The sequence below is a fragment of the Microbacterium sp. NPDC078814 genome (assembly GCF_040702645.1).
GTDB lineage: Bacteria > Actinomycetota > Actinomycetes > Actinomycetales > Microbacteriaceae > Microbacterium.
The window spans coordinates 154,471-170,178 of record NZ_JBFBLT010000005.1; the positions used below are offsets into that span (position 1 = coordinate 154,471).

At 71.5% G+C, this 15,708-nt stretch carries 15 protein-coding genes; 10 read left to right on the top strand and 5 right to left on the bottom strand.

Annotated features, from left to right (window positions below):
• The first annotated feature begins 3 nt into the window (after positions 1-3).
• Genes AB0300_RS11535 through AB0300_RS11545 form a run of 3 tightly spaced genes read left to right on the top strand, consistent with a single transcriptional unit; the run spans position 4 to position 3,172 of the window.
• Positions 4-975: an alpha/beta hydrolase gene (locus tag AB0300_RS11535; RefSeq protein ID WP_085606725.1), complete on the top strand. Its 972-nt coding sequence runs from the start codon at positions 4-6 to the stop codon at positions 973-975.
• A complete protein-coding gene (locus tag AB0300_RS11540; protein ID WP_366216045.1) occupies positions 972-1,955 on the top strand; it encodes an alpha/beta hydrolase in 984 nt (327 codons plus the stop codon). Before AB0300_RS11535 ends, AB0300_RS11540 begins: the two co-directional genes overlap by 4 nt.
• Complete coding sequence (locus tag AB0300_RS11545; protein ID WP_303708330.1) at positions 1,952-3,172, top strand: multidrug effflux MFS transporter; 1,221 nt, start codon at positions 1,952-1,954, stop codon at positions 3,170-3,172. The genes AB0300_RS11540 and AB0300_RS11545 overlap by 4 nt, the downstream gene beginning before the upstream one ends.
• Here AB0300_RS11545 and AB0300_RS11550 read toward each other — a convergent pair.
• Positions 3,166-3,831: an SDR family oxidoreductase gene (locus AB0300_RS11550; RefSeq protein WP_366216046.1), complete on the bottom strand. Its 666-nt coding sequence runs from the start codon at positions 3,829-3,831 to the stop codon at positions 3,166-3,168. The two genes, AB0300_RS11545 and AB0300_RS11550, sit on opposite strands and share 7 nt — an antisense overlap.
• Before the next feature lie 36 nt (positions 3,832-3,867).
• On the bottom strand, positions 3,868-4,407 hold the full coding sequence (locus AB0300_RS11555) for a hypothetical protein (RefSeq protein WP_366216047.1): 540 nt from the start codon (positions 4,405-4,407) through the stop codon (positions 3,868-3,870).
• Between the two features lie 66 nt (positions 4,408-4,473).
• On the opposite strand from AB0300_RS11555, the gene AB0300_RS11560 reads away from it, so the two are divergent.
• Both AB0300_RS11560 and AB0300_RS11565 read left to right on the top strand, forming a co-directional pair.
• The gene (locus AB0300_RS11560; RefSeq protein ID WP_366216048.1) at positions 4,474-5,058 is read left to right on the top strand and encodes a TetR/AcrR family transcriptional regulator; all 585 of its coding nucleotides are present in this window, start codon (positions 4,474-4,476) and stop codon (positions 5,056-5,058) included.
• Between the two features lie 103 nt (positions 5,059-5,161).
• On the top strand, positions 5,162-7,147 hold the full coding sequence (locus AB0300_RS11565; RefSeq protein WP_366216049.1) for a primary-amine oxidase: 1,986 nt from the start codon (positions 5,162-5,164) through the stop codon (positions 7,145-7,147).
• A gap of 105 nt (positions 7,148-7,252) precedes the next feature.
• Here AB0300_RS11565 and murQ read toward each other — a convergent pair whose 3' ends face one another.
• Together murQ and AB0300_RS11575 are read right to left on the bottom strand one after the other, a co-directional pair.
• Positions 7,253-8,185 carry an N-acetylmuramic acid 6-phosphate etherase gene (gene murQ / locus AB0300_RS11570; RefSeq protein ID WP_338565641.1) on the bottom strand — a complete coding sequence of 311 codons (933 nt, stop codon included), beginning with the start codon at positions 8,183-8,185 and terminating at the stop codon, positions 7,253-7,255.
• The gene (locus AB0300_RS11575; protein WP_366216050.1) at positions 8,175-9,065 is read right to left on the bottom strand and encodes a BadF/BadG/BcrA/BcrD ATPase family protein; all 891 of its coding nucleotides are present in this window, start codon (positions 9,063-9,065) and stop codon (positions 8,175-8,177) included. The genes murQ and AB0300_RS11575 overlap by 11 nt, the downstream gene beginning before the upstream one ends.
• A 102-nt stretch (positions 9,066-9,167) precedes the next feature.
• Between AB0300_RS11575 and AB0300_RS11580 the strand changes: the two genes are divergently transcribed.
• On the top strand, positions 9,168-10,025 hold the full coding sequence (locus AB0300_RS11580) for a MurR/RpiR family transcriptional regulator (RefSeq protein ID WP_366216051.1): 858 nt from the start codon (positions 9,168-9,170) through the stop codon (positions 10,023-10,025).
• Between the two features lie 15 nt (positions 10,026-10,040).
• Here AB0300_RS11580 and AB0300_RS11585 read toward each other — a convergent pair whose 3' ends face one another.
• Positions 10,041-11,183, bottom strand: a complete 1,143-nt coding sequence (locus tag AB0300_RS11585) for a DUF998 domain-containing protein (protein ID WP_366216052.1) — start codon at positions 11,181-11,183, stop codon at positions 10,041-10,043.
• A 104-nt stretch (positions 11,184-11,287) separates the two neighbouring features.
• Here AB0300_RS11585 and AB0300_RS11590 point away from each other — a divergent pair, with 104 nt between their 5' ends.
• From AB0300_RS11590 to AB0300_RS11605, 4 genes are all read left to right on the top strand, one after another.
• Complete coding sequence (locus tag AB0300_RS11590) at positions 11,288-12,244, top strand: helix-turn-helix domain-containing protein (RefSeq protein WP_025103869.1); 957 nt, start codon at positions 11,288-11,290, stop codon at positions 12,242-12,244.
• A gap of 871 nt (positions 12,245-13,115) precedes the next feature.
• Complete coding sequence (locus AB0300_RS11595; RefSeq protein WP_366216053.1) at positions 13,116-13,904, top strand: MoaF C-terminal domain-containing protein; 789 nt, start codon at positions 13,116-13,118, stop codon at positions 13,902-13,904.
• Between the two features lie 103 nt (positions 13,905-14,007).
• Positions 14,008-14,430: a nuclear transport factor 2 family protein gene (locus tag AB0300_RS11600; protein WP_085606741.1), complete on the top strand. Its 423-nt coding sequence runs from the start codon at positions 14,008-14,010 to the stop codon at positions 14,428-14,430.
• Positions 14,431-14,463: 33 nt separating this feature from the next.
• Positions 14,464-15,630: an ABC transporter substrate-binding protein gene (locus AB0300_RS11605; protein ID WP_366216054.1), complete on the top strand. Its 1,167-nt coding sequence runs from the start codon at positions 14,464-14,466 to the stop codon at positions 15,628-15,630.
• The last annotated feature ends 78 nt before the right edge of the window (positions 15,631-15,708 follow it).

The window sequence follows — 15,708 nt, forward strand, 5'->3', positions numbered from 1 at the left end:
ACCATGACCATCCCCGTCCCCTTCGATCCCGACGTGCAGGCCGTGCTCGACGAGATCGCGAAGAACCCGCAGCCCGCGCTCACCCGCGAGACCCTGCCGCGCGACGGCGTCGACCGGATGTTCCCGGACAACGACGCCGTGATCGCCGGCCGGGACATCACGTGGGAGGACCGCGTCATCCCCGGCCCGCCCGGAGCACCGGATATCGAGGTCACGATCTTCCGCCCCGCGGGGTCCGAGACCTCGACGCTCCCGGGCTTCGTGAACATCCACGGCGGCGGCATGATCGTCGGCCACCGCTCGTGGGAGACGGCTCGGGTCGTCGACATCGTCGCGGAGCACGGCGTCGTGGCCGTGAACGTCGAGTACCGCCTCGCACCGGAGGACCCGTACCCCGCGGGCGTGGAGGACTGCTACGCGGCCTTCGTGTGGACGCACGCCCACGCCGCGGAGCTCGGCATCGACCCCGCGCGCATCGTCGTGGGCGGAGGCAGCGCGGGCGGCGGTCTCACTGCGGCCGTCGCCCTGCTGGCGCGCGATCGGCGGGGCCCTGTCATGGCCGGGCAGCTGCTGCTGTGCCCCATGATCGACAACACCAACACCACGGTCGCCAGTCGGCAGTATGACGGCATCGGCACCTGGCAGCGCGACATGAACCTCCTCGCCTGGTCATGCGTCCTCGGCGAGGAGCTCGCGTTCAGCACCGAGGCCCCGGCCTACGCCGCGCCGACCCGCGCGACGGATGTCTCCGGCCTCCCGCCCGCGTACATCGAGGTCGGCGAGGCGGAGATGTTCCGCGACGAGGACACCGCGTACGCCCTCCGGATCTGGGAGACCGGCGGACAGGCCGAACTGCACGTCTGGGGCGGCGGCGCCCACGGCTTCGACATGTACATGCCGAAGGCCGAGATCACCCGCGCCGCCCTCGCCGCCCGTGCCTCCTGGCTGCGACGGATCTGGCGGGCCGCCGCATGAGCACGCCGGAGCCGGTGCCCTACGACCCGGAGCTCGTCGCCGGGCTCTACGCCTTCGTCGACCTCGTGGAGGTCATCCCGCTGCGCGCCGACACGATCCACGCCAACCGCGACCACTTCGCCACGATCATCGCGCCGATGGTCGTGCAGGCGGAGGGTCGCGCCGTGACCTGGGAGGACCGGGTCATCCCCGGCCCCGTCGGGTCTCCGGACCTCGAGATCACCGTCGTGCGCCCGGCGCCGGCGCCCACGGACCCGGCACCGGCGGTGCTGTCGATCCACGGCGGCGGCATGGTGCTCGGCACACGCTTCTTCGGCACCGCCGAGCTCATCGACCTCGCCGAGCGGCACGGCGTCGTCGGCGTCGCGGTCGAGTACCGCCTCGCCCCCGAGCACCCCGGACCGGCACAGGCGGAGGACTGCTACGCGGCGCTGGAGTGGATGGTCGCCCACGCCGACGAGCTCGGCATCGACACGTCCCGCATCATCGCGTCCGGGCAGAGCGCCGGGGGCGGGCTCTCGGCAGCGGTCGCGCTGCTCTCCCGTGACCGCGGCGGGCCCCGGCTGGCCGGGCAACTCCTCGGCTGCCCGATGCTCGACGACCGCAACGAGACCCCGTCGAGCCGCCAGTACGACGGCTTCGGCGCCTGGGACCGGAACAACAACGACACCGCGTGGGACGCGATCGCCGGAGCCGACCGGTTCACCGACCGCGTGTCGCCGTACACGGCACCGGCCCGGGCCACGGATCTATCGGGACTCGCCCCGGCGTTCATCGAGGTGGGCGCCGCGGAGACCTTCCGCGACGAGGCCGTCGACTACGCGTCGCGGATCTGGGCCACGGGCGGGCAGGCCGAACTGCACGTCTGGGCGGGCGGCTACCACGGCTTCTCCGGGTTCTCCCCCGATGCCGAGGTCTCCCGGGCCGCAGTGGCCGCGCGGGAGAGCTGGCTGCGCCGCGTGCTGCGCCTCGAGGGATGAGTCTTCCGTTCGCCGCTGACGCCCCGCGGCCCCGCATGGGCACTCTGCGGGCGATGCTGGTGCTGGGCATGCTGGAAGCCTTCGGTCCGCTGTCGATGGACCTCTACCTCCCGCAGCTCCCCCAGCTCGCGGCGTCGCTCGGCACGACCGAGGCCCTGGCGCAGGTGACGATGTCGGCGTGCATGATCGGCCTCGGCCTGGGGCAGCTCGTCGCCGGTCCTCTCAGCGACCGGCTGGGCAGACGCCTGCCACTGCTGGTCGGCGTCGCGGCGTTCGCGGTGCTCTCCGCGGTGTGCGCCGTCGCTCCGAACATCGAGCTGCTGCTCGTCGCGCGCTTCCTGCAGGGGCTGGCGGGATCGGCGGGCATCGTGATCTGCCTGGCGATCGCCCGCGACCAGTTCGAGGGGGTCGAGCTCTCCCGCATGCTCTCGCTGCTGTTCCTCGTCTCGGGCACCGCCCCGATCATCGCGCCGGTGGTGGGCGGTCAGCTCGCCCGCATCATGGACTGGCGCGGGATCTTCGGGGTGCTGTCCGCGGTCGGCGTGCTGTTGCTGCTCGTGGTGGTGTTCGCCCTGCCGGAGACCCTGTCGCCATCCGCCCGTCACCGCGGGGGCCTCCGGGTCTGGGGCGCGCACGCCGGAGCGGTCGTCCGCGACCGGCTCTTCGTCGCCGTGCTGTGCGCCGCGGCCGGAGGCGGTGTCGCGTTCTTCACCTACCTGTCGATGTCGTCGTTCGTGCTGCAGGACGAGTTCGGTCTCAGCCCGCAGGAGTTCAGCGTCGCCTTCGCGGCCGGCGCCCTGGCGAGTATCGCGGGCAGCCAGTTGAGCCGACTCGTGGTGCGGCGTTGGGGGCCCCTGCGCGTCTACCTGGGCGGGATCACCGCGACGCTCCTGGTGACGACGGCTTTCCTCGTGCTGGCGCTTCTGGGCGTCGGCATGAGGGGTGTCGTCATCGCGTTGGTCGCGTTCATGCTGTGCTCCGGCATCGGCGGGCCCAATGGTCAGACGCTGGCGCTCGCCCATCACGGAGTCCGTGCCGGCACCGCTTCGGCCCTTCTCGGGATGGCGACATTCCTGTTCGGCCCCGTGCTCGCCCCCGTGGCCGCCGGTCTCGGCGGGACCACGGCCATCACGATGGCCGTGACGATGACGGTCGCGGCTGCGGCAGCGGCGTTCGCCGCCTGGGCCTTCGTCCGGCCCGCGGCCCGCGATCAGTAGCGGGCCGAGAAGGCGCCGTCCGCCTGCAGGAGCTGACCCGAGATCCATCGCCCCTCTTCTGAGACGAGGAACTCGACGACGGCGGCGATGTCGGCGGGTCGCCCGAGCCTGCCCAGCGGCGTCATCTCCCCCAGGGAGGTGCGGGTCTCGTCATCCATCCAGCCGGTGTCGATCGGGCCGGGGTTCAGCACGTTCGCGGAGATGCCGCGCGGACCGAGTTCGCGGGCGGCGGAGATGACGAGCCGATCGAGCGCGCCCCTGGAAGCGCCGTACGGAAGGTTGCCGGTGACGTGATCGCTCGTGAGCGCCACGATCGCGCCGCCGTCCTCGCCGACCTGGCGTGCGAACGCTGCGATCAGGAGCAGGCTCGCCCGCGCGTTCACAGCGACGTGCAGGTCGAAGCTCTCCGCCGTGGTGTCGAGGATTCCGGACTCGACATCGTGCGCGTGGCTGAGGATCAGCGCCGAGATCGGGCCGTGCTCTGCATTCACCTCCGCCACGAGGGATGCGGGGCCGTCCGGCGTCGACAGGTCCGCCGGGTGGTCGGCGTCGCGCAGATCGCTGGTGACGACCGTCCACCCCGCGGCGCGCAGGCGCGGGACGATGCCGGCGGCGATGCTGTTCGCGCGGGCGGCACCGGTGATCAGGGCGAGGGGCATGCGTTCACGGTAGCGGACCTCCCTCACGCTCCACGATCACATCCCGGCGCACATCACGACGACACCGCCGGCCATCGCCCAGGACTCGACCGTCAGCGACCGCGCCGCTCCCCCGCGGTGCAGTCCGGAACGGCGCCACGAGGCCGCGAACGCCCACCCGACGACCCCGAGAGCACCCACCAGCACGAACGCCGAGAGCACACCGCCGAGACCATGCCCGCCGTGACCAAGAGCGGCCTCGACGCCGGCGACCGACCCCGGGGTCGAGGCGGATTCGAACATGCACGCCGCCATCACGAGCGAGCCCAGCGCCCGGTGGCAGCACGCGGGCGCGGACGGCATTCCGCGCACCCCCATCGTCCCGAGCATGGCCGAGAGCAGCAGCAACGCACCCCAGATGATGTCGCCCAGCGCGTCGAGGACCCCCGCGGCCATCAGCAGCATCCCCGACGCCATCACCACTGCCGCCTGGCGTCCCTGCCACGGCACGGCACGGCGCGCAGCGAGGCAGGCGCCGGCCGACACGAGCGCCGCCGCCGCCATCAGCCACGATGCTGCCGGGAGCAGGAGGTCCACAGCCGAAGTATATTGATCGGTCGCTCAAAAAAGCGAGACCCGGTCGCAATGCGACACAATGAGCACGTGCCCCGCATCGTCGACCATGATGAGCGTCGCCGCCAGATCGCCGACGCGCTGCTCGTCGTCGCCGCCAGGGACGGTCATGAGAGCGTGTCCTCGCGGGCGGTCGCGAAGGAGCTCGGCGTCGCAACCGGCTCCCTGTGGCACTACTTCGACGGCTTCAACGACGTCGTGCGCGCCGCGGCGGCCGAGGTCACCCGCCGCACCGACGAGCGCATCGCCGCAGCCACGACCGGGCTCCGCGGACTCGCCCGCCTGCGGGCCCTGATGGGCGAGGTGCTCCCCGTCGACGAGCGCACCCGCACCGAGGCGCACGTGGTCGTCGGCTTCTGGGGGCGCCTGGCCACTCTCGCCCCGGCCCCCAATGCCGGAGCGCCGACTCTCGCGACGTGGCAGGACAGCATCCGGGAGGCCCTGGACGAGGCGGCGACCGACGGCGAGCTGCGCCCCGACACCCCCACCGGCGACCTCCTCGCCCTCCTGCGCTCGATCACCTACGGCCAGCAGGTCGTCGAGGTCACGGAGCCGCAGACGCCGGAGGCGCACTTCGCGGTCCTCGACAGCATCCTCGCTCCCTGGCGACGCTGACCTCGACATCGCCCACACGCCACGGTTGTGCACCCGTGCACGCCGTCGTATCATCGTGCCAACCCGTTTCTTGAGCGTTCGCTCGAAAATAGTGAGGTCAACGATGTCCCCGCACTCCCCGCAGCCCGTCTCCCTCGAGCCCATCGCCGCTCCGCATCCGCTCGATCCGCTCACCGGCGCCGAAATCGCCGCGGCGCGCCGCATCCTCGACGCGGCAGGTCTTCTCACCGAGACCACCCGCGTGCCGATGCTGCTCCCCGACGAAGCCACGAAGGAGGAGCTCGCGGCCTGGCGCCCCGGCTCCCCCATCGACCGCCGGGTGGACGTGACGCTGCTCGACACCGCCACCGGCGTCGCGACCGAGGTGATCGTCTCGATCACCCGCGGCGAGGTCGTGCGCCAGGACCGGGTGCCCAACGACGCCCCGCCCTACGGCCAGCCGCAGTACCTGTTCGAGGAGTACGAGCGGGCCGAGGCCATCGCCAAGGCCTCGCCGGAATGGCAGGCGGCCATGCGCCGTCGCGGCCTGACGGACCACATGGCCCTCGCCTTCTGCTCCCCCCTGGCCCCGGGCCACACGGGCCGGGCCGACGAGGTGGGCCGCCGCGTGATCCGGTCCCTCACCTTCCTCCGATACGACGAGCAGGATTCCCCGTGGGCGCACCCCGTCGAGGGGCTGATCGTGCACATCGACCTCACCACGGACAGCGTGATCCGCGTCGAGGACGAGGGCGACGTGCCGGTCCCGGCCGGACACGGCAACTACTACCCGGAGGTGCAGGGCGCGGCGCGGACGACGCTGAAGCCTATCGAGATCACCCAGCCGGAGGGGCCGAGCTTCGGCGTGTCCGGCTCGCTCGTCGAGTGGGAGGGCTGGTCGATGCGCGTGGGCTTCAACGCCCGCGAGGGTCTCGTCCTGCATGACGTGTCGTTCCAGGGGCGCTCCGTGCTGCACCGGGCGAGCGTGCCGGAGATGGTCGTCCCCTACGGCGACACCGCCCCCGGGCGCTTCTGGATCAGCTACTTCGACGCGGGCGAGTACCTCCTCGGCAAGAACGCCAACCATCTGGAGCTCGGCTGCGACTGCCTCGGCGTGATCCGGTACCTCGACGGCTACGTCGCCGACGACCACGGCCACCCGGTGCGCATCCCGAACGTGATCTGCATGCACGAGGAGGACTACGGCATCCTCTGGAAGCACACCGACCTCTCCGGGCGCTCCGACGTGCGGCGCTCGCGGCGCTTCGTCGTCTCGTACTTCTCCACCATCGGCAACTACGACTACGGCTTCTACTGGAACTTCGGCCTGGACGGCTCGATCGAGGTCATCGCCAAGGCCACGGGCATCGTGTTCGCCGGTGCCGGAGAGCCGGGGGTCCGCCAGAAGCACGCCACCGAACTCGCCCCCGGCGTCTTCGCCCCGGTCCATCAGCACCTGTTCTGCGCGCGCCTCGACGTGGCGATCGACGGCCAGGACAACCGCCTCGTCGAGGTGGATGCGCAGCGGGTGTCGATGGGGCCGGACAACCCGTTCGGCAACGCGTTCACCTGGTCGGAGACGGTGCTGGAGACCGAGCACGCCGCCCAGCGCGAGGCCGACTCCTCCGTCGCCCGGGTGTGGGAGGTGCAGAGCGCCTCGCGGACGAACCACGTCGGCCGCCCGACCGCCTATCACCTCGTGCCGGAGCCGACCGCCCTGCTCATGGCCGACCCCGCGTCGTCCGTCGCGGCGCGCGCGGCCTTCGCCACGAAGCACCTCTGGGCGACCCGGTACGAGCACGGCCAGATCTGGCCGGCCGGGCGCTATCCCAACGCGCACCAGGGCGGCGCCGGCCTCCCGGAGTACACCGCCGACGACCGCCGGATCGACGGCGAGGACATGGTGCTGTGGCACACCTTCGGGCTCACGCACTTCCCCCGGCCGGAGGACTGGCCGATCATGCCCGTGGACTACGCGGGATTCTGGTTCAAGCCCTACGGCTTCCTCGACCAGAACCCGGCCATGGACGTGCCGGAGTCCTCCCAGGCGCACGGCGGTGCGACGGCGACCTCCTGCTGCGGCGGCGACTCCTGCGCCTGCAGCCACTAGCGAGCGTCCGGCGGTGCCACGCCGTCGCGGGTGCGAAAAGGTGCCCCGATGGCTCCGGGCAGGAGCTTTTCGCATCCCCCCACCGCGGGGAGGGCGACGACCGACTCAGGTGAGGGCGGCGATCGCGTCGCGAAGGATGCCGTCGGCGTCCGCCAATGCCGCCGCGGCGGTCTCGGCGGAAGCGCCGGTCGCGAGCAGGAGCAGCGCGAGCTTGACGGAGCCGTCCGCGGCCTCCAGCGCGGAGGACGCGGCGTCGACGTCGACACCCGCGAGCTGCGACACCGTGCGGATCGAGCGGGCGTGCAGCTTCTCGTTCGTCGCCAGCAGGTCGACCATGACCCCGCGGTACGTCTTGCCGAGCTTGATCATCGAGAGCGTCGTCAGCATGTTCACGACGAGCTTCTGCGCCGTGCCGGACTTCAGCCGGGTGGAGCCCGAGATGAACTCCGGCCCCGTGACGACCTCGATCGCGATCTCGGCCTCCGCGCCGATCGCCGACCCGGCGTTCGAGGCGATCGCCACCGTGAGCGCGCCGAGACCCCGGGCGTACCGCAGCCCGCCGATGACGTAGGGCGTGCGGCCGGATGCCGAGATCCCCACCACCGTGTCCAGATCGGTGAGGTCCAGGTCGCGCAGAGCGACGGCCGCGGCCTCGTCGTCGTCCTCCGCGTTCTCCACCGCCGAGCGGATGGCCGTCTCCCCGCCCGCGATGAGCCCCACGACCATCGACGGGTCGGTGCCGAAGGTGGGCGGGCACTCGCTCGCGTCCAGCACGCCGATGCGTCCGGCCGTGCCCGCTCCGATGTAGATGAGGCGACCGCCGCGTCGGAACCGCTCCGTGATGCCGTCCACCGCCGCCGCGATCTCCGCCGCGCGACCGGCCACGGCCTCGGGCACGCGCCGGTCCTCGGCGTTCATGCGCTCGACGAGCTCGGTCGTGCTCAGCAGGTCGAGGTCGCCGCGCTCGGTGGTGGAGGCCTCGGTGTCGAGGCCCGCGAGCTCGGCGAGGAGGGTGGTCAGACGGGGGTCATTCGGCACGGTGCACGAACCTTTCATGGGGGAGGTCGAGGCGACGGGTCAGCAGCAGGGCCCCGTCCATGGCGCCGCCTCGCGCGGGGACGACGCGGTGGCCGCTCGTCTCCAGGGCGCGGGTCAGGGCGGCGCGGAAGCCGTCGTGGTCGGTGAGGCCGCCGTGCAGCACGACGTCCGCTGTCGCGCCTGCGGCCGCAGCGGTCGTCGCCGCGAGGAGCCGGACGGCCTCGTCCACGATCCCGATGGCGACGGCGTCGTCGTCTGCGGCCGCGGCGAGCACGAGGGGCGCGAGGGTCGCGAGGCGGCGGGCGAGGGCTCCGTCGGCGGCGAGCCAAGCCTGGACGGCCGAGGGCGGGCCGACGGGGGCGGCGAGCGCCGCGGTGAGAGCGGTGGGCGCGGCCAGCCCGTCGTGGGCACGGAGCACGGCGCGCAACGCCTCCCGGCCGAGCCAGGATCCGCTGCCGAAGTCACCCAGCTCGGGGCCCCAGCCGTCGACCAGACGCGCTCCGGAGGGGTCGACGCCCAGCGCCACGGCTCCGGTGCCGGCGATGAGCAGCACGCCGGCCGCGCCGTCGAGAGCGCCTGCATGGGCGGTGACCACGTCCGACGCCACGGCCACGCGTGCGCCGGTCCGTGCGGCGAGCGCGGCGGCGAGTTCCGCGGCCGCCTCCGGGGCGAACCAGGCGCCGGCCGCCCCCACGCCGAGCGTGTCGATGCGCCCGACGTCGTCGAGCAGCGGGAGAATCGCGGTGAGCGCCGCTTCCACTCCGCCCGCCGCGGCGAGGCCCGGGGCTCCGAGCCCGGAGCGCTCCCCGGCCGTCGCGCCGTGCACGACGAGGCGGCAGCGGGACTTGCCGAGATCGACGGTGGCGGTCGTCTCGCTCATCGGCACTCCTCGGATCCGGCGGAAAGAAAGAAAAGCGACTACACAACGCGTAGACTCGCTGAAAAGAATTTACCATCCCGTTCCGCCGTTCCGGAGGATACCGTGAGCATCCAGTCGACGATCGAAGCCGCCGCTGCGAGCCTGCCCCCGTCCCTGGCCCGCGTCGCGGCCGCCGTGCGGGAGAACCCGAGCCTCGTGATCGACAAGACGATCAGCGAGCTCGCGACGGAATGCCACACCTCGGTCGCGTCCGTCGTCCGGTTCTGTCGGGCGATCGGCTTCACCGGATACGCGCCGCTGCGCATGGCCCTGGCCACCGAGCTCGGCAAGGAGGCCGCCCAGTTCTCCGCCCGCGGCGCCTACGGCTCCGAGATCTCCGACGAGGACTCGCTGGAGGAGGCCGTCTCCAAGCTCGCCGCCCTGGAACTCCTCGCGATCGAGGAGACCGTCGGACAGCTCGACTTCGCCGTGCTGACGGCGGCGGTCGCGGCCATCGACGGCGCCGACCGCATCCTCCTGTACGGCATCGGCGCCAGCCAGTTCGTCGCGGAGGACCTCGCGCACAAGCTGCTCCGCGTCGGCCGCAACGCCCACGTCCTCTCCGACCCCCACGAGGCGATCGCCGCCGCCGTGCTCCCCGTCGGGACGACCGTCGCTATCGGGTTCTCGCATGCGGGGTCGACCATCGAGACGGTGCGGTTCCTCGAAGCCGCCGTCGCCAACGGCGCGACGACGGTGGCCGTCACCTCCGTGAAGGACTCCCCGCTCGCCCAGGTCGCCGACCACGCCCTGTTCACCGAGGTGCGCGAGTCGACCTTCCGCGCCGGGGCGATGGTGAGCCGGATCGCACAGCTCGCCCTCGTGGACTGCCTGTTCATCGGCGTCGCCAAGCGCCGGTACGCCGAGACCGTCGACGCCCTGCAGCGCACGCGTCGGGCGACGCGCCTCCTCCGCGACTGACGACGCCTCGCCCCGTCAGTCGAGCGCCGACTCCGGGGTGGCACGGGCATCCGCGCGCGTCGTGGAGGGTCCCATCGTGCCGGCGGTGCGCAGGAACACGATGATCCAGCTGAAGATCAGCACGGCCGCGATGAGCTCGACCGCCGTGAGGTTGTAGTAGCCGACCGCGAAGAACGCCCCCAGCAGCACGATGACCAGCACGTACGCCCAGCCGAGTCCCACGAACACCCGCGGGATGCTGCGCACGAACCACGGCAGGCCGACGACGATCACCGCGAACACCACCGCCATGCCCGTCGCGACCGTGTTGTGCAGGCCGAAGAACTCGTCCACCGGGAAGATGCCCACGCACGCGAGGAAGATCCCCATGAGGATGAGGCTCCCGCGCACGATCGTCCGGCCGCGACGGTCGACCGGGTCGTCGACGGCCAGCCCCGCGGTCGCATAGCGGGAGATGGTCGTCACCATGATCCCCGCGATGATGAGGGTCACGTTGAAGGCCACCGAGGCGCTGTTGCTGCTCATGCCCAGCGCGGACAGGTTGTCGCGCCACCAGTGCACGTCGCTCGACGCCAGCATCGCCGCGAACGCACCCACGACGAGGAACACCGCCAGCACCAGCGACAGCACGGTCGGCGTCAGCGCGACGGCGCTGAGGAAGGCGACGTAGCCGGTGAGTGCGAAGGCCACCGCGACGAGGATCGCCCCGGGGAATGGGAAGACCGGGGCGTCGACGAAGCTCTGCTCCAGGAGCTGCGCGATGCCGAGCCAGCCGAGGTAGGCGATGGCGGCGTGCGCGAACGCGATGGCGGCGAGGTCGTACCAGCGGAGCCGGTCACCGGGAACCGCGAATCCGTCCCTCGCGACCGACGGGTCGGGCTCCGGAGCCCGCACGGCGAGGCGCCCCAGAGCGAAGGCGAGCGCGGCCGCGATCGCACCGCCGTACGCCGCGAACATGCCGATCGATCCGGTGCCGCTGATCGAGAGCTGGTGCCCCCAGAACACCGGCAGGGCCACGACGAATCCCACGAGCAGGAACGCCGCGCCGACGATCAGCGCCGTCGCCTCGAACACCGCGTCCGAGGTGGCGGGTCCACGCACCTGACGGAGCACGTGCCGGATCCGCTGCCCCACCGTCGACATCATCCCGCCGTTCACGGACCACATCCTAGACGGCACCCCGCGCGGCCGTCGCCGGTGGTAGCATCGCGGAACGGATCGTATACAACGTCGTCGTTCCCACCAGCCCGAGGTGATCAGTCATGAACGGTGCCCTCACCACCCCCGCCGAATCGGTGTCGACCCTCGTCGCGCGCAACATCAGCGAGTTCCGCGCCGCCGTCTCCGAGTCGTTCGTCCCCCTGCAGGTGTCCTCCGCGGGCGCTGACCAGTTCCGCGGCGTGATCCGCGGCGCCGCCGTCGACGAGGTGCACGTCAACGACATCCGCGCGACCTCGCACGTCGTCGAGCGCACCACCGAGCTCATCGCCCGCGGCGACCGCTCGTACTTCAAGGTGAGCCTGATGCTCGCCGGGACCGGGCTGCTCATCCAGGACGACCGCGAGGCCGTGCTGCAGCCGGGCGACCTCGCCGTCTACGACACCGATCGCCCGTACTCCCTCGTCTTCGATCAGGACTTCCGCACCATGGTGGTCATGTTCCCGAAGCACCTCATCAGCCTGCCCGCGGACATGATCGGGCAGCTCACGGCCGTCCGCATCTCCGGGCAGGAGGGGCTGGGCGGCATGGTCGTGCCATACCTGACGCAGCTCGCCGGCAACCTCGACGAGCTCGCCGGCACGACGGGGGCTCGGCTCGCGCACAGCGCCCTCGACCTCGTGACCACCGTGTTCACGCGGGAGCTCGGTCTCGACCAGGCTTCCGCCGACCCGCACCGCGCCCTCATGCAACGGATCCGTGCGCACATCGACCGCAACCTCGCCTCCACCGACCTCGGTCCGGCCTCCATCGCCGCCGCGCACTTCATCTCCACCCGCCACCTGCACGGTCTGTTCCAGGAGCAGGGGGTGACCGTGTCGACGTGGATCCGCACCCGCCGCCTGGAGCAGTGCCGCCGCGACCTCCTCGACCCGATGCTCGCCGACCGCCCCGTCGCCGCGATCGCCGCGCGCTGGGGCTTCGTCGACGCCGCGCATTTCAGCCGTGCGTTCAAGACCGCCTTCGGCGTCTCCCCCAGCGAGTACCGCGCCACCCACTGACCCCCGTCCTTCCCGTCGTCCCCGTCGCCCGCGGGATCAAAACCGCCCCGCCAGCACTCGCCCGCGCACGTTCCTGATCCCGCACCGTCCCCCGTCGCGCGCGGGATCAAGAACGCACCCCACACGCCATTGGCAGGGGCACTTTCGACCCCGCACCGACGAGCGGCACGCCCTGCACGGAAGAACACGACTCCCGTGCACCAGAGGTACACCGCGTTCGGGTGCGGGATCAGGAACGGGCCGCACACGCGTCCGGCAGGGGCGTTTCCCGTCCCGCACCGGAGCGGCCGCAGGCGGGACGCCGGTGCGGGATCAGAAACGCACTCCACACACGTCCGGCAGGGGCGTTTTCGATCCCGCTCCGATGAGAGGCACGCCGTACGCGGGAGGGCACGGCTCCCGCGCGCCAGAGGGCACGGCTGACTCCCGCGTGCGGGGTCAGAAACGCGCCCCATCCGCGTCCGGGAGGGGCGTTTTCCGTCCCGCACCGGGGCGGCCGCAGGCGGGACGCCCGTGCGGGACCAGGAACGCACCCCAAACGCGTCCGGCAGGGGCGGTTTCCGTCCCGCACCGCGGCGGCGGCCGGTGGGACACACCGGTGCGGGATCAGGAACGGGCCGCCGTTGGGCGCGGCAGGGGCGCTTTTAATCCCGCACGGGGGCCAGGGGCGGATTCGGGGGACGGAACCGGGAGGGCGAAGCTCCGCGGGGGCAGGACTTGCCCGGGAGGGCACGCCGGTTGACTGTCGGTGCGGGATGGACTCCGCGCGCTTGAGGGCTCCCCCGGGCCGGCCGGAGCATGAGGCAAGCGCATCGCGACGACGCGGTGCCCGGGGCGACGAGGCCCCGCCGTGTGCGACGTCAGGACCCTCATGACCGACATCTCCACCGACCCCGCTCTGGACGAATGGCGCACGTACGACGAGTTCGCCGCGGGCATCGACACGTTCCGCCTGCCGAGCACGATGCTCGCCGGAACCGCGCTCACGCTCACCCTCGACGACGACACCACCCTCGCATTCCGCTTCGACGAGGACTCCGTGACCTGGGAGGGACTGGGCTCCTCGGGACGCGACCCGTATGACGCGGTCCGCGTGCGCGACGACGTCGTCTTCGTGAACATCCCCTTCGAGACCCGCGAGCGCGAAGCCCTCACCGTCGTCTTCTCCACCACGACCCACCGCGCCACCGTCATCCGCTCCCGCATCGCGGCGGAGGCCGTCGAGGGCACGCCGCAGGTCGGGCAGGACTTCTGGGCCGCGACCACCGACGCCGGCCCCGCGACCGGAGAGGTCCCCGGTCCGAGCCGCGACCTCATCGGCAAGCGGAACATCTACCGCTACAGCCCCCACCACCTGTACGAGCACGTCTACGTCTCCAGCCAGCGCTACGCGTGGCAGTGCCTCGAGGGCGTCCAGCGCGGTCACGGCGACATGGACCTCTCCACGGTGTGGAAGTTCGCGGACGGTCTCTACCTGTTCTGCTTCCGCGAGTTCCGGATCGCGGTGGCGAGCGTCTGGCTCCACGACCTCGGCTACCAGCTCATGACGACGGGGATCTTCCTCGGACTCAACGGCGACGGCGAGTCCGAGCACTCCCGCGCCGGCGGGCACATCTACCCCCTGGGCGCCGTCGCCTACCCCGACGCGCAGCCCGTCTGACCCTTCGACCCTTCGACAGGCTCAGGGACCCAGCCTTCGACCCTTCGACAGGCGCAGGGACCCACCCTCGACGGGCACAGGGCCCCGGAACGAAAGAGAGCACATGAGCAACGCAGACCTCATCCGCGACCACTACGCCGCGAACGACCGGGGCGACCTGGACGGCATGCTCGCGCCCTTCGCGGCCGACATCGAGTGGACGGAGGCCGCCGGGTTCCCCTACGCCGGGACCTACATCGGCCCGGACGCGGTCGCCGAGAACGTCTTCGGCCGCATCCAGGAGGAGTGGGACGACTACACCGTCGCGATCGACGAGGTCGTCGACGGCGGCGATGTCGTGGTCGGCATCGGCACATACTCCGGCACCTACAAGCGCACCGGGCGGTTCTTCGCCGCCCGGGTGGCCCACGTCTGGCGCGTGGCGGGCGGCGAGATCGTCGCCTTCGAGCAGTTCACCGACACGGAGCTCGTGAACCGCGCCCTGCGCGCACCGTCGACGAGCACCGACACCCAGCCTTCGAGCTGACAGCACGACCCGAACAGGAGAGGCAGGAAGCACATGAACAGACGAGCATCCGGCACCGCGGCGGTCATCGCCGTGGCCGCCCTCGCTATCGCCGGCTGCGCCGGTGGCGACGGAGCCGGGGGCGAGGGCGCCCCCATCGTCGTCGGCTCCGTGAACACGATCAGCGGTCCGGCGACGTTCCCGGAGGCCTCGCAGGCGGCCGCCGCCGTCTTCGACGCGTTCAACAAGGAAGGCGGCCTGGACGGCCGAAAGATCGAGTACAAGATGCTCGACGACAAGGGCGACCCCGCCACGGCCACCGCCTCGGCGCGGGAGATCGTGGGCAGCGACGAAGCCGTCGCGCTCGTGGGCTCCGCGAGCCTCATCGAGTGCGAGATCAACGCGAAGTACTACGAGCAGGAGGGCATCCTCTCGGTGCCCGGCATCGGCGTCGACACGGGCTGCTTCGACAGCGAGAACATCTCGCCGGCGAACGTCGGCCCGTTCAACGACATGACCCTCACGCTGCAGTACGGCTCCGAGGTGCTCGGACTCGACGACATCTGCATCCTGCTGGAGATCGCCGGCTCCACCCGTCCGACCTACCAGGCGGCGATCGACACCTGGACCGAGATCACGGGCAAGGAGCCGAAGTACGTCGACGACACCGTGCCGTACGGCGCCTCCGACTACACGCCCTACATCGTCAAGGCGCGCGATCAGGGCTGCAAGGCCCTCGCGATCAACCCGGTCGAGCCCGACGCGATCGGACAGGTCAAGGCCGCGAACGCGCAGGGCTGGGACGACGTGACCTGGCTCTACCTCACGAGCGTCTACAGCGAGAACTTCGCCGACGCGATCGACGACGCCGGTGCCGGCATCTACGTCCCCGCCGAGTTCTACCCGTTCACGGACGACAGCGACATCAACGCGGACTGGCGGGCGCTGATGGAGGAGAACGACATCCCGCTCACCTCGTTCAGCCAGGGCGGCTACCTCGCGGCGACGTACTTCATCGAGGTGCTGAAGAGCATCGACGGCGACATCACCCGGGAGAGCGTCTCCGAGGCGCTGAAGGGCATGGACCCGATCGAGAACCCGATGGTGGGGACGCCCTACGCCTTCGGCACGCAGAACACCGCGGGCTGGCCGATCATCCTGAAGTCGGGCACGAACGCCTGGGAGAAGGTCGCCGACGATTGGCTCCGGATCGGCGAATAGTCCCGCGCTTCGACAGGCTCAGCGACCCACATCTGGGTCCCTGAGCCTGTCGAAGGGCCCTCCCCCTCACCAGAAAGG

What these genes read in the sequence shown, in the direction of transcription:
- AB0300_RS11535 (WP_085606725.1), top strand. Translation starts at nt 4, where the DNA reads ATGACCATCCCCGTCCCCTTCGATCCCGACGTGCAGGCCGTGCTCGAC.
- AB0300_RS11540 (WP_366216045.1), top strand. Translation starts at nt 972, where the DNA reads ATGAGCACGCCGGAGCCGGTGCCCTACGACCCGGAGCTCGTCGCCGGG.
- AB0300_RS11545 (WP_303708330.1), top strand. Translation starts at nt 1,952, where the DNA reads ATGAGTCTTCCGTTCGCCGCTGACGCCCCGCGGCCCCGCATGGGCACT.
- AB0300_RS11550 (WP_366216046.1), bottom strand. Translation starts at nt 3,831, where the DNA reads ATGCCCCTCGCCCTGATCACCGGTGCCGCCCGCGCGAACAGCATCGCC.
- AB0300_RS11565 (WP_366216049.1), top strand. Translation starts at nt 5,162, where the DNA reads ATGTCCCCGCACTCCCCGCAGCCCGTCTCCCTCGAGCCCATCGCCGCT.
- AB0300_RS11575 (WP_366216050.1), bottom strand. Translation starts at nt 9,065, where the DNA reads ATGAGCGAGACGACCGCCACCGTCGATCTCGGCAAGTCCCGCTGCCGC.
- AB0300_RS11590 (WP_025103869.1), top strand. Translation starts at nt 11,288, where the DNA reads ATGAACGGTGCCCTCACCACCCCCGCCGAATCGGTGTCGACCCTCGTC.
- AB0300_RS11595 (WP_366216053.1), top strand. Translation starts at nt 13,116, where the DNA reads ATGACCGACATCTCCACCGACCCCGCTCTGGACGAATGGCGCACGTAC.
- AB0300_RS11600 (WP_085606741.1), top strand. Translation starts at nt 14,008, where the DNA reads ATGAGCAACGCAGACCTCATCCGCGACCACTACGCCGCGAACGACCGG.
- AB0300_RS11605 (WP_366216054.1), top strand. Translation starts at nt 14,464, where the DNA reads ATGAACAGACGAGCATCCGGCACCGCGGCGGTCATCGCCGTGGCCGCC.